Annotated in this window: 24 protein-coding genes; 8 read left to right on the top strand and 16 right to left on the bottom strand. The window is 66.6% G+C overall.

What is annotated here, in order from left to right:
• Positions 1-115 precede the first annotated feature (115 nt).
• Positions 116-613, top strand: a complete 498-nt coding sequence (locus AC5P78_RS10685) for a YciE/YciF ferroxidase family protein (RefSeq protein WP_005409691.1) — start codon at positions 116-118, stop codon at positions 611-613.
• A gap of 38 nt (positions 614-651) precedes the next feature.
• Here AC5P78_RS10685 and AC5P78_RS10680 read toward each other — a convergent pair whose 3' ends face one another.
• The 3 genes from AC5P78_RS10680 to AC5P78_RS10670 are packed head-to-tail and all read right to left on the bottom strand — an operon-like array spanning position 652 to position 2,610.
• The gene (locus AC5P78_RS10680; protein WP_062607053.1) at positions 652-1,386 is read right to left on the bottom strand and encodes a DNA-formamidopyrimidine glycosylase family protein; all 735 of its coding nucleotides are present in this window, start codon (positions 1,384-1,386) and stop codon (positions 652-654) included.
• Positions 1,379-2,146, bottom strand: coding sequence for a DUF72 domain-containing protein (locus AC5P78_RS10675; RefSeq protein ID WP_049396011.1), 768 nt, complete (start codon positions 2,144-2,146; stop codon positions 1,379-1,381). The genes AC5P78_RS10680 and AC5P78_RS10675 overlap by 8 nt, the downstream gene beginning before the upstream one ends.
• Positions 2,143-2,610, bottom strand: a complete 468-nt coding sequence (locus AC5P78_RS10670; RefSeq protein ID WP_088470611.1) for a BLUF domain-containing protein — start codon at positions 2,608-2,610, stop codon at positions 2,143-2,145. Before AC5P78_RS10670 ends, AC5P78_RS10675 begins: the two co-directional genes overlap by 4 nt.
• Positions 2,611-2,912: 302 nt before the next feature.
• Between AC5P78_RS10670 and AC5P78_RS10665 the strand changes: the two genes are divergently transcribed.
• Positions 2,913-3,236, top strand: a complete 324-nt coding sequence (locus AC5P78_RS10665) for a KGG domain-containing protein (protein ID WP_005409695.1) — start codon at positions 2,913-2,915, stop codon at positions 3,234-3,236.
• A 121-nt stretch (positions 3,237-3,357) separates the two neighbouring features.
• Here the strand turns inward: AC5P78_RS10665 and AC5P78_RS10660 are convergent, their stop codons facing one another.
• From AC5P78_RS10660 to AC5P78_RS10650, 3 genes are all read right to left on the bottom strand, one after another.
• Positions 3,358-4,266, bottom strand: a complete 909-nt coding sequence (locus tag AC5P78_RS10660; protein WP_060381043.1) for a manganese catalase family protein — start codon at positions 4,264-4,266, stop codon at positions 3,358-3,360.
• A gap of 37 nt (positions 4,267-4,303) precedes the next feature.
• Entirely contained in the window at positions 4,304-4,825 is a 522-nt protein-coding gene (locus AC5P78_RS10655) for a ferritin-like domain-containing protein (protein ID WP_005409697.1), read from the bottom strand.
• Positions 4,826-4,984: 159 nt separating this feature from the next.
• Positions 4,985-5,329: a hypothetical protein gene (locus AC5P78_RS10650; protein WP_414498212.1), complete on the bottom strand. Its 345-nt coding sequence runs from the start codon at positions 5,327-5,329 to the stop codon at positions 4,985-4,987.
• Between the two features lie 209 nt (positions 5,330-5,538).
• On the opposite strand from AC5P78_RS10650, the gene AC5P78_RS10645 reads away from it, so the two are divergent.
• Positions 5,539-5,931, top strand: coding sequence for a response regulator (locus AC5P78_RS10645; protein WP_005409699.1), 393 nt, complete (start codon positions 5,539-5,541; stop codon positions 5,929-5,931).
• A 13-nt stretch (positions 5,932-5,944) separates the two neighbouring features.
• On the opposite strand, the gene AC5P78_RS10640 is transcribed toward AC5P78_RS10645, so the two are convergent.
• The 7 genes from AC5P78_RS10640 to AC5P78_RS10610 all read right to left on the bottom strand — a co-directional run bounded on the left by AC5P78_RS10640 (position 5,945) and on the right by AC5P78_RS10610 (position 11,238).
• Positions 5,945-6,343: a BLUF domain-containing protein gene (locus AC5P78_RS10640; protein WP_049396010.1), complete on the bottom strand. Its 399-nt coding sequence runs from the start codon at positions 6,341-6,343 to the stop codon at positions 5,945-5,947.
• Positions 6,344-6,500: 157 nt separating this feature from the next.
• Positions 6,501-7,187, bottom strand: a complete 687-nt coding sequence (locus AC5P78_RS10635; RefSeq protein WP_060380546.1) for a glycosyltransferase family 2 protein — start codon at positions 7,185-7,187, stop codon at positions 6,501-6,503.
• The gene (locus AC5P78_RS10630; protein ID WP_043033433.1) at positions 7,184-7,771 is read right to left on the bottom strand and encodes a class I SAM-dependent DNA methyltransferase; all 588 of its coding nucleotides are present in this window, start codon (positions 7,769-7,771) and stop codon (positions 7,184-7,186) included. The genes AC5P78_RS10635 and AC5P78_RS10630 overlap by 4 nt, the downstream gene beginning before the upstream one ends.
• Complete coding sequence (locus AC5P78_RS10625; RefSeq protein WP_076739999.1) at positions 7,768-8,526, bottom strand: PIG-L deacetylase family protein; 759 nt, start codon at positions 8,524-8,526, stop codon at positions 7,768-7,770. The genes AC5P78_RS10630 and AC5P78_RS10625 overlap by 4 nt, the downstream gene beginning before the upstream one ends.
• On the bottom strand, positions 8,514-9,455 hold the full coding sequence (locus tag AC5P78_RS10620) for a hypothetical protein (protein ID WP_005413479.1): 942 nt from the start codon (positions 9,453-9,455) through the stop codon (positions 8,514-8,516). Before AC5P78_RS10620 ends, AC5P78_RS10625 begins: the two co-directional genes overlap by 13 nt.
• A 105-nt stretch (positions 9,456-9,560) precedes the next feature.
• Positions 9,561-10,064 carry a hypothetical protein gene (locus AC5P78_RS10615; protein ID WP_012480293.1) on the bottom strand — a complete coding sequence of 168 codons (504 nt, stop codon included), beginning with the start codon at positions 10,062-10,064 and terminating at the stop codon, positions 9,561-9,563.
• 10 nt (positions 10,065-10,074) lie between these two features.
• Entirely contained in the window at positions 10,075-11,238 is a 1,164-nt protein-coding gene (locus AC5P78_RS10610) for a zinc-dependent alcohol dehydrogenase (RefSeq protein WP_414498211.1), read from the bottom strand.
• 148 nt (positions 11,239-11,386) lie between these two features.
• Here AC5P78_RS10610 and AC5P78_RS10605 point away from each other — a divergent pair, with 148 nt between their 5' ends.
• From AC5P78_RS10605 to AC5P78_RS10595, 3 genes are all read left to right on the top strand, one after another.
• Positions 11,387-11,575: a hypothetical protein gene (locus AC5P78_RS10605; protein ID WP_005409707.1), complete on the top strand. Its 189-nt coding sequence runs from the start codon at positions 11,387-11,389 to the stop codon at positions 11,573-11,575.
• Positions 11,576-11,675: 100 nt separating this feature from the next.
• Entirely contained in the window at positions 11,676-12,314 is a 639-nt protein-coding gene (locus AC5P78_RS10600; protein WP_005409708.1) for a DUF6766 family protein, read from the top strand.
• A 3-nt stretch (positions 12,315-12,317) separates the two neighbouring features.
• A complete protein-coding gene (locus AC5P78_RS10595) occupies positions 12,318-12,911 on the top strand; it encodes a cysteine hydrolase family protein (RefSeq protein ID WP_005409709.1) in 594 nt (197 codons plus the stop codon).
• On the opposite strand, the gene AC5P78_RS10590 is transcribed toward AC5P78_RS10595, so the two are convergent.
• From AC5P78_RS10590 to AC5P78_RS10580, 3 genes are all read right to left on the bottom strand, one after another.
• On the bottom strand, positions 12,894-13,127 hold the full coding sequence (locus tag AC5P78_RS10590; RefSeq protein ID WP_005409710.1) for a metallothionein: 234 nt from the start codon (positions 13,125-13,127) through the stop codon (positions 12,894-12,896). The two genes, AC5P78_RS10595 and AC5P78_RS10590, sit on opposite strands and share 18 nt — an antisense overlap.
• Before the next feature lie 122 nt (positions 13,128-13,249).
• Complete coding sequence (locus AC5P78_RS10585; RefSeq protein WP_099527475.1) at positions 13,250-13,696, bottom strand: Rap1a/Tai family immunity protein; 447 nt, start codon at positions 13,694-13,696, stop codon at positions 13,250-13,252.
• A 150-nt stretch (positions 13,697-13,846) separates the two neighbouring features.
• Positions 13,847-14,830, bottom strand: a complete 984-nt coding sequence (locus AC5P78_RS10580; RefSeq protein WP_005409711.1) for a LacI family DNA-binding transcriptional regulator — start codon at positions 14,828-14,830, stop codon at positions 13,847-13,849.
• 154 nt (positions 14,831-14,984) lie between these two features.
• Here AC5P78_RS10580 and ptsP point away from each other — a divergent pair, with 154 nt between their 5' ends.
• Together ptsP and AC5P78_RS10570 are read left to right on the top strand one after the other, a co-directional pair.
• Complete coding sequence (gene ptsP / locus AC5P78_RS10575) at positions 14,985-17,495, top strand: phosphoenolpyruvate--protein phosphotransferase (protein WP_414498210.1); 2,511 nt, start codon at positions 14,985-14,987, stop codon at positions 17,493-17,495.
• Positions 17,492-18,448: a 1-phosphofructokinase family hexose kinase gene (locus AC5P78_RS10570; RefSeq protein WP_099527474.1), complete on the top strand. Its 957-nt coding sequence runs from the start codon at positions 17,492-17,494 to the stop codon at positions 18,446-18,448. Before ptsP ends, AC5P78_RS10570 begins: the two co-directional genes overlap by 4 nt.
• Positions 18,449-18,499: the final 51 nt, after the last annotated feature.

Genomic DNA, 18,499 nt, shown 5'->3' with positions numbered 1-18,499 from the left:
TGAAGACAACGCGCAGGGCTCGCGTTGGCGTTCACATGCCGCCTTCACCTGGCCCCCGCCTGATCGCAACCGGGCGGGACCTACGCTGAGCGCTCCACTCACAGCGGAGCCCAGCATGGCTATCAAGACAGCGGAAGACCTGTTCATCCACGAACTCTCGGATATCTACAGCGCCGAAAAGCAGCTGACCAAGGCCCTCCCGCGCCTGGCCCGTGCGGCCGAGAACCCTGACCTGGCCACAGCGTTTGAAACGCACCTGGAAGAAACCCAGGGCCAGATCGAGCGCATCGACCAGGTGGTGGAGGTTCTCGGCATCCGGCTGAAGCGCATCAAGTGCGCGGCGATGGAAGGTCTGGTGGAGGAAGGCAAGGAAGTGATCGACAGCATCGACAAGGGCCCTGTGCGCGATGCCGCCCTGATCGGCGGCGCACAGAAGGTCGAGCATTACGAAATTGCGTCCTACGGCACCATCGCCGCGCTGGCCAAGCAGCTGGGCTACAAGGACGCCCTTCCGCTGCTGCTGGAGACGCTTGAGGAAGAGAAGGCCACCGACGAGAAGCTCACCCTGCTGGCCAAGGGCGGCGGCAATGCCAAGGCAGCACAAGCCGCCTGATCGACGCGCCCCGAAGCCGGCCGCCATGGACGGCGGCCTCAGGGTTCGTACAGCACCTGGTCGTTCGGGCAGAAGAACGTGCGCCGCCGGGTGGTGCCCATGTAAAGCTTGCTGATCGGGCCGCCGCATGCCGGGCAGATCCTGCGCGTGTGTACCTGCCAGTGCTTCTTCAACTCGAAACGGCGCTTCCACTGCAGGAAATCAAAGCTGTAGGCGCGGGCCTGCGTGATCAGCGCGGTGAGCCTGCGCGGTGGCAGGTCGCCCAGCCGCGTGGCGGGGTGCACGCCTATTCGGAACAGAACCTCGTTCTTGATGATGTTGCCCACGCCGGCAAAGACCGTCTGGTCCAGAAGCGCATCACAGACCATGACGTCCGGCATTGCCTTCAGCTTGCGCCGGGCCAGCTTCGGATCCCAGGCATCGTTCATCACGTCCGCGCGCCATTCGTAGATCTCGTCCAACGGCTCGTCGATCAGCCGCACGGAACACGCATAGAAGTTCAGCTCGCCATTGTCGAACCGCAGGGATACACGCGGCGGGGTTGGCTTCCGTTCGTCGATGCGCCAGCTGCCGAACATCATCAGATGGATGCGCAGTGTGTGGCGGCTGAATTCCAGCAGGAAGTGCTTGCCCCAACTGCGGACCGCCTTGACCCTTCGGCCCTGCAGCGGCGACAGGTCGACCCGGCTGTTCCCGGAGACGGCGCGGACCACGTGCCCCTTGAAGTGGCTCGCTGCTTCGCGCAGCAGGACGATCGAAGGGCCTTCAGGCATGTTCCTTCTCCTGCAGCAGCGCCTGCAGGTGCAGGGCGTTGCCGGTGGCGTGACCCAGTGCGGTGTTGTCCAGTACGAACCAGGCGGGTCGTTTCGCGTCGGCCTCGGCCAGCAGCTGCCGCGCAAGGTGGGCAAGGGTGGGTTCGTCGTAGGCGCTGCGATAGATCTGTGGCTGGCCGTGCCAGCGCCAGTAGCTCCACGCGCGGTCACCGCCGGGCGTCGCTGCCGCCGGCACACGTGCCGGATCCGCGGCAACCCGTGCCACGCCATGCGCGCTCAGAAGCGCATCCACTTCCGGCGTGAACCAACTCGGGTGGCGCGGCTCGCACGCCACATCGGCCTGGGTGCGCGCGCGCAGGCCCCGCAGGAATGCTTTGGCCGTGGCCGTGTCGTACACCAGGCTCGGCGGCAACTGCAGCAGTAACGGCCCGAGCTTTTCACCCAGCTCCAGCACGCCTTCAAGGAACCGCTCGAGCGGTTGCATTGCGTCGCGCAGCCGACGCTCATGGCTGATCTCTCGCGGCAGTTTCACCGCGAACCGGAAGCCCTCCGGCACGCTCGCCGCCCATCGCGCATAGGTCCTGGCCTGGTGCGGTCGATAGAAGGATGAGTTGATCTCCACCATCGGCAGGCGTGTGGCGTAGCGCTGCAGCGCGGTGTCGCCCGCGCCGAACGCTTCCTGATCCGCGCGCGGCAGCGACCAGCCCGCACAGCCGACACGCAGTGGGGCGGTTGCACGGGGGGCGGCCGCCGCCGTCATCGTACCAGCTGCCCGTACGGTTCCAGGGTCTCTCCCGCACCTGCATCCGTCTGCAACTGCGAGACCGACAGCAGACGATCCAGTGCGCTGGCGCCCGACTCCAGCGCCGACGCGCTGCGCACGAAGCCGGTCCAGTCGGAGATGGCGATCTTTCCCAGCGCTAGCTCATCCACCCGCACGCTGCGCATCCGCCAGTGCGGAAACTGCCGCCGCCCCACCCTGCCCCGGTTCAGCTCGACGATCCCACTGTGGCTGCCGGCCGCGAGAATGCGCGTGTACGCGGCATTGATCCCCGCCTCCGGGCCCTCCAGATACTGCAGGAAGCGCGAGCCGTCGAACAGCAACGTGCCGGTGACATCGACGGATTCGTTGAACTGCACCGCTTCGGCCACAAGCCGTTGCAGCCGCTCTTCGGTCAGGCTTCGGGACGCTTCACTCACATAGGCAATCGCACGAAAAGGCATGGCACCACCGGTTGTTGCAGACAGCTCTACCTTAGCGACGCGGGTCGTATGTGCAGTGAGGCCGGCGTAGAGGCTGCGTCGAGTTGAGGCGCGGGCCCGCCGCATCGCCTTGACACGTGCTCGAGCGCGGCGGGCGCGCCTGCGGGCGCACACGCGCGTGCACCACGTTTCGTGGAGACCGGATGAGGAATCGTGGGCTTCCGGATGACGCCACGTTGGCGGTCATGCCACCGCGGTCTAGCGCCGGATCTGGAAGATGGTCCCTGCCGCCAGTCGGGCGGCTCAACCCAGGGAGACTTTCCATGGCCAACCAGAACCAGAACCAGGGCAACAGCAACCGCGGTTTCGCTTCGATGGACGAGGACAAGCAGCGCGAGATCGCCGCCAAGGGTGGACGTGCCGCGCACGAATCAGGCAACGCCCATGAATTCAGCTCGGAAGAAGCACGCGAAGCCGGCCGCAAGGGCGGCGAAGCGGTGAGCCAGGATCGCCAGCACATGGCGGACATCGGCCGCGAAGGCGGCCAGAACAGCCGCGGGGGTGGAAACCAGGGCGGTAACCAGGGCGGCGGGCAGCAACAGCAGGAACGCGGCGGCGGTAACAACCGCGGTGGCCAGCAGCGCTGATCGCGGCTGAAGCCAGATGCACCTCTTCGTGGGCGGACGTGATGTCCGCCCACTTTCGTACGCCTTGACGCTGATCAAGGGCTTCGCCACTGGGGCGCCGCAGATGGGCGCCCCAGCTCTTTCACGGCTCGCGTGGTGGCAGGTCCAGTGCTCCCGCGCCCGGGCCGGCCCCCAGCTCGGCCCCGGTGGTCGGCCGCGCTTCCGGGTCGGAGAGTGTACGCAGGGCCATGGCCTGCACCGCCGCTTGTTCGCGCGCGTCCAGGTCCACCGTGCCGCCGCCGTCGCCACCATCCACAGCGGTCTGTGCCTCGCGGTCGCTGACCCGCTCCCATAGCTCGCCGCTGTTCCAGCTGCCCTGCAGGTCGTCGGCGCCGTCGCCCTGCGACATGTCCATGTACAGATCGGTGAACGCAGGGTCCCCCGGCAGCTTGCCCGGCGGGAAGTTGGGCTGGATGCTGTGCAGCGCCTTCTCGAATGACTTCATGTGCGCGATCTCGCGCGCCATCAGGAAACGCAGCGCATCCTTGATACCGGGGTCGTCGGTGACGTTGATCAGGCGCTCATACACCAGCTTGGCGCGCGCTTCCGCAGCGATGTTCGAGCGCAGATCGGCGGTAGGTTCCCCGATCGAGTCGATGTAGGCCGCTGTCCACGGCACCCCGCTGGAATTGACCAGCGCCGGCCCGCCACCGTACAGGATCTGCTCGGTATGGCTGGTGCTGTTCTGCCCCAGCAGCCGCATATCCTCGGCCTCGGCAAGCCCTTCGGACTGAATGGCCTTCGGCCCGCGGTTGAGCATGGCGATGATGGTGCCGATGATCTCCAGATGGCTGATCTCTTCGGTGGCGATATCCATCAGCAGGTCCTTGCGGCCTGGATCGCATTCGCCGAGTCCCTGGGTGAAGTAGCGCATGGCGGCAGCAAGCTCGCCCTGCGGGCCGCCGAACTGTTCAAGCATGAGGCTGGCGAGCTGCGGGTTGGATTCGCGCACGCGCACGGTGTACATCAGCTTCTTGTGATGAAAGAACATGGGGTTTCTCCAATGGCTGGCTGTGCTGGCTTCGGGGTCAGCGCTTGGCTTGCGCGCCCGGCGTTTCGTCGCGATTGAGGAACGCACCGACCAGGCCGTCCTGGTGGTCTTCCAGCCAGCGCGCCATGGCGATCTCTTCCTGCAGGATCTGGCCACAGACTGCGGCGATGTCCGGCGCTGCGGCACGCTCGGCAGCAATCACCAGCGCCCGGTAGGTGGCGATCTCGGTGTTTTCGAAGCCGAACGAGAGCCCCACGCTCTTGACCACCTCGTCTTCCATCAGGCTTGTGCCGGCCGCATGGAGAGCCGCAGTCATGCTGGCGAACAGTCCCTTGGCGGTCGGCACGCTTCCTCCAAGCGCTTCAATGCACTGGCGCAGCGAGGCGGCCTGCCCCTGCGTCTCCTGGACGTGCTGGGCGATCCGTGCAGCGAGGTGGGGATAGTTCTGGATCCGCGAAGCCATGGCCTTCATCATGGTCTCCGCCTCCTGCTCCATGGCGTAGGCGTCCTGCAGCCACTTCAACAGGCGCTCGCTTCGGGCGTTGTTCTGGTCTGCCATTTCGTTCTCCGGTGCGGGGCGACATGCCTCCGGAGACCATGGTGGAGCGCCGGCAATCACCGCCCTGTCGGCCGGTGTGAGCCGACGAAGGTGGGCGCTGCACGCAGTGGTGATGCGGCGATAACATCCGCAGCCCTGTGTTTCACCCAGGAGGTGCTCTCAGGTCGCCATTGCGCTGGATACGCCCACGCCGACTGCAGGTCGCTCGCGCCTGGCGCTCGAGGCGCACGCGCCGCCCGCCGCCATCACGGCCTGCATTACCCGATGTTGAGCACGATGCCCGCCACCATCCACGCCCACGACATAGACGAAGCGCCCATCGAACTTGGCCTGTGCGCCTTCCATGGCGTCGTCGGCCAGCAGTGCTCGCTTCAGCGACTTCATCCAGGCCCGTTCAGGCGCCCGGTCCAGCTCCACGACGATGGCGGCACCGCCGCAGTCGAGTGGCATGCACTCGACACGCAGTACGCCTGGAGCGACAGAATCGGTTCCGGACAGCGGCATGACAGAATCTCCGATGGGGGGGACGGCGGCAGTATCCACAGCGCGTGCCAAGACGCCGTCAACGAAATCCAGGGCACCTTCCACACCTCCTCCACCCGGTTGGCGGCGCGCTCGGGGGGAGGCTTCGCGCCGGGCTGACAATGCACACGCATAGCGTTGATGCAGCACAGCACAGACTGCAGTTCCCAGGACAACACAGGCGTGCACGTATGCAATCCGGAATGAGCCAGCGCAGATGCAACCTGCTGCTGGTGGAAGACCAGCTCGACCTGGCTGCGCTGATGGAACAGGCGCTGGAGGACGCAGGCGATCAGGTGACGCATGCCTACAGCGTGTTCGATGCGCTGGGGCTGCTGGACAACCAGCGATTCGACGGCGCCGTGCTCGACGTCGAGCTTCGCGACGGCGTGGTCTTCCCGGTGGCTGATCGCCTGACGGAACTCGGTATTCCGTTCCTGTTCGTATCCGCGGTCTATGACCAGTTGGTGCCGCAGCGTCACCGTCGCGCCGCTTTCGTGGCCAAACCGTTCCACGTCGGCGAGTTGCAGGAGACGGTTCGGCGCGTCATGGGGGATGTCTGCGTGCAACCGCCGGCGCATTGATTGCCATGGGTGGTCACCCCAGGTGCGGGGCCACCACCAGGCTCAGCTGGCGCAGCGCGCCGCCGCGGGAGAGCCCATCCCAGTTGCTGCGCGCCACGCTGCGGATCTCGGAGTCATCGACCCACAGCAGCCGCATTGACCAGTAGGGCAAGAAGCGGCCGGAAACCCTGCCCCGGCCCAGCTCGATCAGCTCGCAATGGCTGCGGGCACTGAGGATGCGGCTGTACACCACGTTGATGCTGTCTTCCGGTCCCTCGATGTACTGGAGGAAACGGAGCCCGTCGTAAAGAAGCACACCCGTAACGCCGGCTTCGAAGTTGAAGCGGGCGGCGGCCCTGGCGAGGTCATCCACATGGTCCATGGAAAGCCCCGATGTCGCCTCACTTGCGTAGGCGACTGCACGGAGGGGCACGTTCGTTCCTTCTGACGCAGGAAATTTCCTGCTCGTCCATCATCGCTTCGCGGAGGTAGGCAGGGATGAGGGCCTTCGTGGCCTGCGCTGTCCCAACGCTCTCCTCAACCGCACGCTCCGATAACACGGGGCGCTTGCGTGACGGTGTGGCTGACCCTCAGGTGATCAGGGCCGATGCTTCCGCGCCGGAGCGCTCGCCACCCAGCGCCGCCAGATAAGCGGAGAATCCGCCTGTAGCGCGCCCCTGCAGACGCGCACTTGTCATCACCACGGGAGCGCCGGCCCATCGCACCACCGCACCGCAGCGTTGCAGCGCTCTTACAAGCGCCACGTCTTCACTGCAGTGCAGGGGAGCAAAGCCGCCAACGGCCCGATAGGAACTGGCAGAGACGCCGAGGTTGGCACCGTGGATGCGCCCATGATGGTCGCCCCACTGCTGTCTTGCCTGGAATGCCCTGCGCAGGCGCCGTTCACCCTGGCAGGTCGTCGCTATGTCCACCAGTCCGCAGAAAGCGTCACAACTGCCCTGAACCTGTGCGGCCAGCCACTCGGGAGGCACCTCGCTGTCAGCGTCCGTGCTTGCCAGCCACCTGGCGCCCCGCCCCAGCAGTTCAGCAGCGGCTGCGGCCCGGGCGACACCGACGCAGCGTGCATCCAGCTGCACGCTGCCGACCTGGTGTTGGCGGCAGATGATGCCCGTTGCATCCGTACACGCATCCAGCGCGACCATCACCTCCACTGCTTCGCCGCCGAGGCCCGGGTGAAGGGCCGCCACCCGGATGGATTGCAGGCACCGCGCGATACTGTCCGCCTCGTTGTGGGCGGGTATCAAAACGCCTATCACCGCAGGCCCTCGTTCCGGGCCAATGACAAGGGGCCCCGTGTCCATCCCTGAAGCACGAAGTCCGCATCGCGGTAGTGGAAGGCTTCCTGCAGGCCTTCCCCCAGGCATCGATGCACCACCTCGGTCCGGCTCGCGCGTCCGGCGAACGAGGGCAACCAATGGCAGGCAACCAGCAGGCCGTCATCGCGAAGTGCTTCATCGATGCCACCGCGCAGCTCGCGCAGTGCGCCTGCCCCCAGGTAGTAGCCCATTTCGCCGCAGACGATCAGGTCGAAGCGTCCTGGCGGCCATTGCTCGGGATGGCTGGCGCAATGAACCTGCACGTGCGGCAGATGGGCCAGGTTGCGGCGCGCCTGGAACGCCGCACGTGGGCTGATGTCGGTTGCCAGCAGGCGTTCGCAACGTGCGGCCAGCGCCTCGGTCAGTACGCCGTTGGAACACCCCAGTTCCCAGCCGCGAGCGAACTGGCGCTGGCTGAGGCTTGCCAGCAGCAGCGCACGCTTGCGCTCTTCATACCACCGGCTGCGGTAGCCGAACGGGTCGTCCTGCTCATGCAGGTCATCGAAGTACGGTTGCGCGCTCATGCAAGGAATACCTCGTAGTTTCGGAAGAATCGGGCGAGTACATGTGCGGGCAGCACCGGCGGGCTGTTCAGGCCCGACACGTCGCCGGTCTGCGTACGGAAATGCGCGATTGCGTTTCGCTTTGCGGACGCCACGGCTGAAATGTCGACCAGCTTCGGAACCTCCCACGCCATATGTGCGCAGGCAGGGTCAAGCCAGTGCCAGCCCCACACCGGGTACTCCAGCCGGTGGCAACCCACCGCCCGCGCGGCGCGGCAGGCAGCGCGTCCTGCCGCTTCGTGATCGGGGTGACCATCAAACCGCCATGGCGCCAGGACCAGGTCGCGCGGTTGCAGATACTGCTGCAGCCAACCTTCCAGCCCCTGCTCATGCGCGCTGACCGCGCCGTCGGCGATACCCAGGTGGAAGATGGAGCCGACCGGAATGCCGAGTTCGCCCAATGCCGCGGCAAGCTCCGCTCGGCGCGCTGATCGCAGGCGTTCGGGCGTCCACCACGGCTCGCCCGGGTAGCATGCTTCGCCGTCGGTCACGGCAACGACACTGACGTCGATACCCTGCCCCACAGCGTGATGCAGCAGCCCGCCACAGCCGAGGATTTCGTCGTCCGGATGCGGCGCGACCACCACCATGCGGTCATGCCCGCTGCAGAGTGCGGTTGCCGATGTGGTCGGTTGCTGCCAGAGCCAATCGCAGTGCAGCCAGGCCTGCTCCTGGGTTCCATCCCCTTGCAGGGGTGTCCTGGCTACAGCGCCCATGTTGCCTCCTGTGCTGCACGCTGCTCGCCCAGCCATTCCCAATCGCGATCGGCGTGGCTCTGGCGAAGGAACACGGTCAGGTCCGCGCAGCGCCGGGCATGGGCGTCCTCCAGGCACATCGGGCCCGGGCCCAGCGCCCGACCCGCCAGATCCAGCACACGCGTTGCCGCGCGCTCGACGACACAGCGCACGCGCACTACATCTTCGCGATGGGCCAGTTCGGGCGCGGCGTCGATGTGCGCCGCCAGTTCGCGAAGCAGCGCGGCTGCCGGGCCAAGGGCGAGGTCCACTTCACCCAGCAGCCGCGCGCGATTTCCCTCGGTGCAGGCCGGTCGCATGCGCTCGGCCAAAGCGGCCGCTGCACCAAACCAGACCGCCGCGATGCCTGCCCCGCCGTGCCAGAAGCCCGGGCGCTGCAGGTAGTCATCGCGCGTCCCCAGGATCACCATCGGTGCGCCGTCAAAGCGCACCGTGGTGGAAGGGATTGCGGCCATGCCCACGGCAGGCCATGGCTCGCCCGCAAGTGTGTGCCAGTGTTCCGCCGCTACCTGGCATAGCCACACGCCCTGCGGGTTGCGAACCGTTACCAGTGCCGCATCTACCCATGCGCTGCCGGAACACCAGGGTTTGTCACCGTACAACCCACCGCCGGCATCGATGCGAACGGTGTTGGCCGGACCCTCTGCAGCCCACACCGCCAGCAACGTGTCTTCAGCAGGGATGGGCGCCCTCAACTCGGCAGCAATCGCCTGGGCGTCATAGTGGGCCTCCAGTACCTTGGCCAGGCAAAGATCCTCTGCCCCCCAGGCTGCCAGCGCCTGCCAACGCTGCAGCGTCTGGCCGCCACCGGGCAAAGGCAATGCCGGTTGCTGCACCAGCACCTGGCGTGCGCGATTGAACAGCGAAGAGGATGACGTCACATCCTGCATGGGTGGCAGACCTGCAATGGAGATACGCCATGAACGTAGGCGGCAGGCGGTCACATGTCTGTCTTGATGGCGTGGCGGGCACATGAATGCCCGGTACCATGATCCTCACGGCCCCGTCTGCGTGCGCTGCCTTGCACGCACGCACTGCCGCAGTTCCCAGAGCCATGGCAGCACCACCAGGCCCAGCGCCGGCAGCAGGGTGAACCACCAGACGTCCGGTTCTGCAGGCTTCACTTCGAGCGACCACCGCGGGTGGACCTGCCAGCCCACCCAGGCCAGCAGGACCCACGGCGCGGCATCCAGCACGCTGTGCACATGCTGTTCCGCCGGGCTGATGCGTCGACGGCCGTCCGCGCTGACGGTATCGAGATAGCCGGCGACCGCGTGTGCGATGACCAGGCCTGCCAGAAGCGCGACCAGCGACAACGTGTTCTCCAGCAGGAGCCAGGCAAGCACACCGCTGCCGATCAGCAGCAGCTGCACCCCATGCAGCAGGCTTTCGCGCATCGCGGAAGTGTGCGGAAGATCGGTGCGCCGGTGAAAATGGAAATCCAGCGATCCGGCAGCCAGCCACAGGGCGTAGACACAGGCGATGACAATCGCGCTCATGGCGGCACTCTCAGGGTGTCAATACGATCTTGCGGCAGTCATCGTCCTTGGCATCAAACATTGCATAGCCCTGAGCTGCATCGGCCAGGCGCATCCGGTGCGAGATGATGTCACCCGGGTGCAGCTTTCCTTCCATGATTGCGTCGAGCAGTTCCGGCATCAGTCCCTGCACGTGGGTCTGCCCCATCTTGAACGTCAGCCCCTTGTCGAACGCATCACCCAGCAGAAAACCATGGATGAAGCCAGCGTAGACACCCGGGATGCTGACCACGCCGCCGCGGCGTGCTGCCGCGATGCACTGCCTGATCGCCACGCCGCTGCTGCCCTCCAGCTTCACGGCAGTCAATGCTGACTCCAGCGCACTGCCCTCGGCCTCGAAGCCCACCGCCTCGATGCAGGCGTCCACGCCCCGCCCGCTGGTCTGGGCAAGGATGTAGTCCGCCGGGTCTTCGATCTCCTTGAAGTCGATGGGCGTCACACCGTAGGTACGGCGCGCATAATCCAGACGGTAACGAAGATGGTCGACCATGAAGATGGTCTCTGCGCCCAGCAGGCGGCAGCAGGCCGCGCTCATCAGCCCCACCGGGCCCGCACCGAAGATGGCCACCGTCGAGCCCGCCTTCACCCCTGCGTTCAGCGCAGCCTGGTAGCCGGTGGGGAGAATGTCGGACAGGAACAGCACCTGCTCATCCGCAATGCCTTCCGGAATGCGCAGCGGGCCTACATTCGCCTTCGGTACACGCACGAATTCGGCCTGGCCCCCGGCCACGCCGCCATACAGATGGCTGTAGCCGAACAATGCGGCCGGAGGCAGCATGCCCTTCTGATTCAGTGCGGCGCCCTTGCCGGTATTGGTGGTTTCGCAAGCGGCATACTCGGCCAGGCGGCAATGGAAGCACTCTCCACAGGCGATCACGAAAGGGATCACCACACGATCGCCCGGCTGCACCTGGGTCACGCCGCTGCCGACCTCTTCCACCACGCCCATGAACTCGTGGCCGAGCACATCGCCATCGTGCAGATCCGGAATCTTGCCGCGATACAGGTGCAGGTCCGATCCACAGATGGCGGTGGCAGCTACCCTCAGGATCAGATCATCCTCGGCCGCCAGTACCGGGTCCGGTACGGTCTCGACTCGCACATCCTTGCGGCCGTGATAGGTCAATGCCTGCATCGTGCTTCTCCAGGAGCTCGGGACGCCAGCATCGCAAGGCCGCCATCCCGCTTCGGTGACATCCCGGTGTGCACGGCGTTCATTCCACGGGGTCATGGTGTTAACCCGGCCCGGTGCAGTCTTCGGTCTTTAGCCGCAGGAGCTGCCCATGAACGACAAGCTGCCCTTCAATCCGACGACAGACGTGGACGATCAGTCGAAGGCGCACACGCCGGACAAGCGGCGCAACGATCGAGCCAAGTGGAAGGAGCACGACATGCCCGACGACGGCGATGGCCCCAAGGCCGTACCGGAAGACTACGAACGTCCTGATCCTGACCCGACAGGAAAGCGTTGAGTCCGCCTCACATTCTGGATGCGCCGGATTCACGGGTCATGGCCTGCTACCCGCGCAAGCTTCACGCACGGCCTCTGGAACAGACTGAACGAGGTGTTGCATGTGGAAACGCAACGGTCTCTCGCTGGTGCTGCTTGTGCTCACGCTTGTGTTCATCGTTGGGCAGGCGGTTGCCGGGCATCACGTGCACAACCAGGATCTGGTCGAGCACGGACGCGCGCCGATCGATCTCTGGCACTACCTCGCGACGGGGCACTTCGTCAGCGCGACATTCGAGAACTGGGAGAGCGAGTTCCTGCAGATGGGGATGTATGTGCTCCTGACGGTCAGCCTCCGCCAGCGCGGCTCGGCCGAATCGCGGCCGCTGGACCCTGCGCAGGAACAGAATCGCGTCGAGCCGGGGCCCACGCCGTGGCCGGTAAGGCGCGGTGGTCCATGGAAGACGCTCTACGGTCATTCGCTTGCGATCGCGTTCGGGCTGTTGTTCCTGTTCAGCTTTACGCTGCATGCAGTGGGAAGCTGGCGTGCCGAGGAGGCCGAACAGCAGTTGAAGGGATTGCCGCCGCCAGGCTTTGTGGAGCACCTCGCCAGCAGCACATTCTGGTTCGAATCCATGCAGAACTGGCAGAGCGAATTCCTGGCCGTGCTGTCCCTGGTGGTGCTGACGATTTTCCTGCGCCAGAAGGACTCGCCGCAATCCAAGCCGGTTGAGGCCCCACACGCGCAGACAGGTGATTGAGCCATGCGAGATGATCCATCGACGGCCCTGCTGATCATCGACATGTTCAGCCGATTCGACTTCCCTGGCGCTGAAAAGCTGGCGCCGGCGGCAGAGCGGGCGGCCCGGCAGATCCGGCGCCTGAGGGATCACTTCGACGAACGCGGTTGGCCGGTCATCTACGCCAATGACAATTTCTCGGATTGGAAGCGCGACTTCCGCCAGCAGGTGGAACAGTGCCGGCGAGACGGTGGCCCGGCGGGGCGAATCGCCAGCCTTCTCTCGCCTTTGCCTGGTCACTACTTCGTGCTCAAGCCCAAGCACTCGGCCTTTCTGGCCAGCCCTTTGCCGATTCTGCTGGCCAAACTGGGAGTGCGCCGCCTTTGCCTGTGTGGCATGACGGCCGATTCGTGTGTCCTGGCTACAGCGTTGGACGCCAACGCCAGGGAATTCCACGTGGTGTTGGCGTCGGAGGCCGTGGCGGGGATGCCAGCGCAGAAGCGGCGGGCACTGGCGCTGCTTGCTGGTTCGGGCGCAGCGCGGGTCGCGCGGGTTTCTTCGCTTGTCTCTGGGCAGGAGCGGGATGGCGTTGACGGCGACTCAGGCCCGGTCGGCTAAACCCTGTACACCTGAATGACCGGCGCAGTGTGCGCAGCAGAAGATCTGGCCGTTTCCTTCAACACCATGCCCGATAACAGCGCAATCGCAGTGTGCGCAGCGCGGTGCGAATGCGTGGATCGCGCATTCGAACGAATCGAACGTGCCGCTGCGCCCGCCCTGCTGGAGGGTGAAGCTCTTGTCGTAGTTGTTGCCGCAGACATCACAGGTGGCCATGGGGCACCTCGTGCTGTGGAAGCAACATGCAGTGTGGGCAGCGCGGGTGTCGGTGGCCGTGAATGCACCGTGTCGCGAGGGTGTAGGACGTTCGCGTCGTCACGCGTCGGGCGCGGCCCGTCCTATTCGTCTTTGCCGGGCTCGGCACTGCCACCCCGCGACGCGCCACCACCACAGGGAAATGCGGTCCGCAGCGCTTCGGCAACCAGTGAAAACGCATCCTGCTGCAATCGCTCGCGGGGCAACTGCCGGAGATGGGAAGACACACGGTCGACCAGCTCATGCGGAAGAATCCTGCCTTGGCCACACCACTGGCCGTGGCTGGCATCGGCAACGCCCTGGATGTAGGCGCTGGCGCGAGCGCTGGACAGGTTCCGGCACTGCTCGCCGTCGCAGAACCCATCAGCGCCTTTGCCCTGCAGCAGGGTGATGAGTTCGGCTCCACTGACAAGCCAGGTGCGTGCCGGTTGCGTTGTTCCGGCGAGGGCGGATCCTGCCAGGGCGCAGAGGCCAAGTGCGAGGAGCCGACGCGTGAGGCGGCGCGCCTGGGGTTCGTGATGTCCGTTCATGTCGGAGTCCTTGGCGCGTTCCTGTGGGATGCACACAGCGTGGGGCAAAGTCGAGCTAGCTGGTTGTGGACAGATGGCTTGTAACAGACAGCGGCTGGCCCGCCAACACCCGGGCGGCATTCCCAGGCTTCGCCGCGATCGGGCGCCGAGCTATCGCGCTGCCGTCGACCCTCTGACCACGCACCGGCCCGTCATTACGAGTCGGCGTACCGGCAGCTCCGGCGTGCGCAGGCGCTCAAGCAGCAGCGACATCGCGGCCCGCCCCATCTCCTCAACCGGTTGCTCGATCACGGTGATGCCCGGCTCGACCAGCTCGGTCCAGCGTTCGTTGTCGAAGCCGGCCAGTGCCAACGCCTCTGGAATCGCCAGCCCTGCGCCGCGGGCGGCTTTCAATGCTCCCATCAACAGCAGGCTGTTGCTGGTGACCAGTGCTTCGGGGCGGGACGGCGTAGCGAGCCACTGATCGACCGTCGCGATGGCGGCTTCGGCCGTGGGTTCAACCTCACGGTAGTCCGGCTGCAACCCATGCGTGCGCATCGCAGCAAGATAACCGTCACGTCGCTCGGCCGCGGTGGTACTGGTGCTGCCGAACAATCCGCCGATGTGCCGATAGCCGCGCTCGACCAGATGCTCGACCAGGCCTGCCATCGCTGCCGGATTGTCGAGTACCACGCTGTCGATCGGACCGCCGGGCGCGGCACGGTCCACCAGCACCGTCGGATAGTCCAGCGTGAGCCGCTCGAGCCGGCCCACCGTGGTCCGGGTTGGCGCGAAGATCAGGCCACTGATGCGCTCTTCGTGCATCAATTGCAGATACAGCGCCTCCCGCTCGGGGTCCTCGTCGGTGTTGCAGAGGGTGACCCGAAGACCTTCGCGATAGGCCACCTCTTCCACGGCGCGGATCAGCGCCGTGAAGAACGGGTTGCGGATATCCGCCACGATCAAGCCGATGATGCCGGTGTGCCGGGAGCGCAGCCGTCTTGCCTGCAGGTTGGGTCGATAGCCGGTCTGGCGGATCGCCAGCTCGACCCTGCCGCGCACGTCCTCGCTGACCGGACCGCCCCCGAGCACCCGTGACACCGTGGATTTGGACACCCTCGCCACGCGTGCGACGTCGTTGATGCTGATGCTCATTGGAAACGTTCCCGGAAACGTGGGCTGTTCATGGCCGGATGGCTGTTCAGGACAATGCTAACGCCAAAGGACTATTGGCTTTTTGTGCAGTGCACATTGAAATGTGCAGTGGGAACGTTCCCAATACGCCTCAGCCATCCCCCCGGAGCCCGCTTTGTCGCCCCTGACCTCCCCTTCCCCCGTCAGCCGGGAACTGATCCGCCTGGATGCGCGGGCACAGGACAAGACCAATGCCATCGCCCAGGTGGCCCAGATGTTGGTCGCTGCCGGCTGCGTGGCGCCGGGCTACGAGGCCAGCATGGGACGCCGCGAAGCGCTGGCGAACACCTTCCTCGGCCATGGCGTGGCGATCCCGCACGGGCTCGGCGAGGACCGCCACCTGGTGCGCCGCGACGGCATTGCGGTGCTGCAGTTGCCGGAAGGCGTGGAATGGAACCCCGGCCAGGTCACCCGCCTGGTGGTTGGCATTGCCGCCCAGTCCGATACCCACATCACCCTGCTGCGCAGGCTGACCCGCCTGATCCAGGACGAGGCCGCGCTGCAGCGGTTGTTCACTACTCCCGATGCAAGTGAAATCGTCAATGCGCTGGCCAGTGATGCGACTGTCAGCGTCGCCCACGTACCGGTGACGGACCTGGCCGAGCGTTTCGACTGGACCATTGCTTACCCCAGCGGACTGCACGCGCGCCCGGCCACGCGCTGGGCCGAGACGGCGCGGGGTTTCATGGCCCGGGCCCAGGTGCGCGCGGGCGATCAGGCGGCCGATGCCAAGAGTCTGGTGGCGCTGCTGCAGCTCGGGCTTCGCGAGGGCGATGCCGTACGTGTTTCTGCCGAAGGCGCCGATGCCCCCGCACTGCTGGCTGCACTACGCAAGACCATGGACGGGCTGGTCGCGCAGGAAAAGGCCGATGCGGAGCGTGCAGCGCAGCGAAAGACGGCGCCGGTCGCCGGCTGGAATCCGCCCGAAGCGCAGGCAGCGATCGTCGGCATCGGCGCCAGCCCCGGGCTGGCCATCGGTCCGGTGCATGTACTGGCCAGCGCGCAGGCCGATGTTGCCGATCGCCCTGCCCCGCTTGGCGAGGGCGGCGCGCGCCTGCAGGATGCACTCAGCCGTACCCGCCAGCAGCTCGCCGCGCTGCAGGACGACACCCAGCGCCGCCTTGGCGCCTCGGATGCGGCGATCTTCAGGGCACAGGCTGCGCTGCTTGACGACACCGACCTGATTACCCGCACCTGCCAGCTGATGGTTGAAGGTCATGGCGTCGCGTGGTCCTGGCACCAGGCCATCGAGCAGATCGCCTCCGGGCTGGCGGCGCTGGGCAATCCGGTGCTGGCCGGGCGCGCTGCCGACCTGCGCGATGTGGGTCGGCGCGTACTGGCGCAGCTTGACGCCTCTGCGGCCGGTGGCGGCCTGGCAGATCTACCGGCGCAACCGTGCATCCTGCTTGCCGCCGACCTGTCACCCTCGGATACCGCCAACCTTGACACCACCCGCGTGCTCGGCCTCGCCACCGCACAGGGCGGCCCCACGTCGCACACTGCGATCCTCTCGCGCACGCTCGGCCTGCCGGCGCTGGTTGCCGGTGGCGCCGAACTGCTGGCGATCAAGGCCGGCCGCGAAGCGATCATCGACGGCAGCAGCGGGCGGCTCTACCTGTCCCCTTCCGAGGCCGATCTTGCTTCGGCACGCGCCTGGATCGCCGAGCAGCAGCAGATCCGCGCGCGCGAAGCCGCACAACGCGCGCAGCCGGCGCAGACCACCGACGGCCATCGCATCGACATCGGCGCCAACGTGAACCTGCCTGAGCAGGTGCCATTGGCGCTGGAACAGGGCGCGGAAGGTGTCGGCCTGATGCGCACCGAATTCCTGTTCCTCGAACGCGGCAGCACGCCCAGCGAGGAGGAGCAGTACGCAACCTACATGGCGATGGCCAAAGCGCTGGAAGGCCATGCGTTGATCGTGCGTGCGCTCGATATCGGTGGCGACAAGCAGGTCGCCCACCTGGAGCTGCCGCACGAGGAGAACCCGTTCCTCGGCGTGCGCGGCGCGCGCCTGCTGCTGCGCCGCCCGGATCTGCTTGAGCCGCAGCTGCGTGCGCTGTACCGCGCAGCCAAGGACGGTGCACGCCTGTCCATCATGTTCCCGATGATCACCTCGGTGCCTGAACTGGTCGCACTGCGTGCCATCTGCGAGCGCCTGCGCGCCGAACTCGAGGCACCCGACGTGCCGATCGGCATCATGATCGAAGTACCGGCCGCGGCCGCCCAGAGCGATGTGCTGGCGCGCCACGCCGACTTCTTCTCGATCGGCACCAACGACCTGACCCAGTACGTGCTGGCGATCGATCGCCAGAACCCGGAGCTGGCCGCAGAGGCCGACAGCCTGCACCCGGCCGTGCTGCGCGCGATCCGCACCACGGTGGACGGCGCACGCACGCAGGGGCGCTGGGTGGGTGTCTGCGGCGGCCTGGCCGGCGATCCGTTCGGCGCAATGCTGCTGGCAGGGCTGGGCGTGGACGAACTGTCGATGACCCCGAACGACATCCCGTCCGTGAAGGCACGCCTGCGTGGCAGCGCGCTGGCCGATCTGCAAACGCTGGCTGCGACGGCGCTGGACTGCGAAACCGCCGAGCAGGTGCGCGCCCTCGACGGAGCCCGCGCATGAACGCCCGCGCCGTCACCGTTACCTTGAATCCGGCGATCGACCAGACCGTGCGGCTGGCCAGCCTGCGGCCGGGCCATGTGCACCGCGCCCGCAGCAGCCGCGACGATGCGGGTGGCAAGGGCATCAACGTGGCCGCCTGCCTGGCCGACTGGGGCGTGCCGACCGCCGCGCTGGGCGTGCTCGGTGGCGGCAACGACGGTGTGTTCGGCGCGCTCTTCTCCACGCGCGGCATGGTGGATGGTTGCCTGCGTATCCCCGGCAGCACCCGCACCAACATCAAGCTGGTTGACGAGGACAACGGCGAAACCACCGACATCAACCTGCCCGGCCTGGCCCTCGACGATGCCGCTCTGGACGCAGTGTCGCGCAGGCTTGGTGCCTTGCTGCTGCCGGGCCTTCCGGTGGTGCTGTCCGGCAGCCTGCCGTCTGGACTGCCGTCCGATGCATGGGCGCGACTGCAGGCGCAGGCCGCCGCCGCCGGTGCGCGCGTGCTGCTGGACACCAGCGGCGACGCACTTGTGGCTGCATTGAGTGACACCGCTGGTGCACTGCCCTACGCGGTCAAGCCCAACCGCCACGAACTGGAGGCCTGGACCGGCACCCCGCTGCCGGGCCGCAGCGCCCTGCGCGTCGCTGGCCAGGCCTTGGTCGAACGTGGCGTTGCGCTCGTAGCGATCTCGATGGGCACCGACGGCGCGCTGTTCATTGATCGCAGCGGCGCGCTGGTCGCACGACCGCCGCGACTGGCCCAGGGCAGCACGGTCGGTGCGGGCGACGCGATGGTGGCCGGCATCGCTGCCGCCCTGCTGGAGCCGTCCATCGATCTGGACGGCTGCGCGCGGCTGGCGACCGCGTTCTCGATGAGCCGGCTGCAAAGCGGTGACGCACGACGGCTGGACCCGGCGCAGGTACGCGGGTGGACCGGCGATGTACTGATCGAGCGGTTGGATTGACCCCCCTGCCGGGAGCACGGCGGCGGCTTCGGGCCGACCGCAGCGCTTTCG

The organism is Stenotrophomonas sp. YJH_SMC_133 (assembly GCF_059370655.1).
The sequence above is the reverse complement of the archived record's forward strand: the minus strand, read 5'-3'. Positions and strand labels throughout refer to the sequence as shown.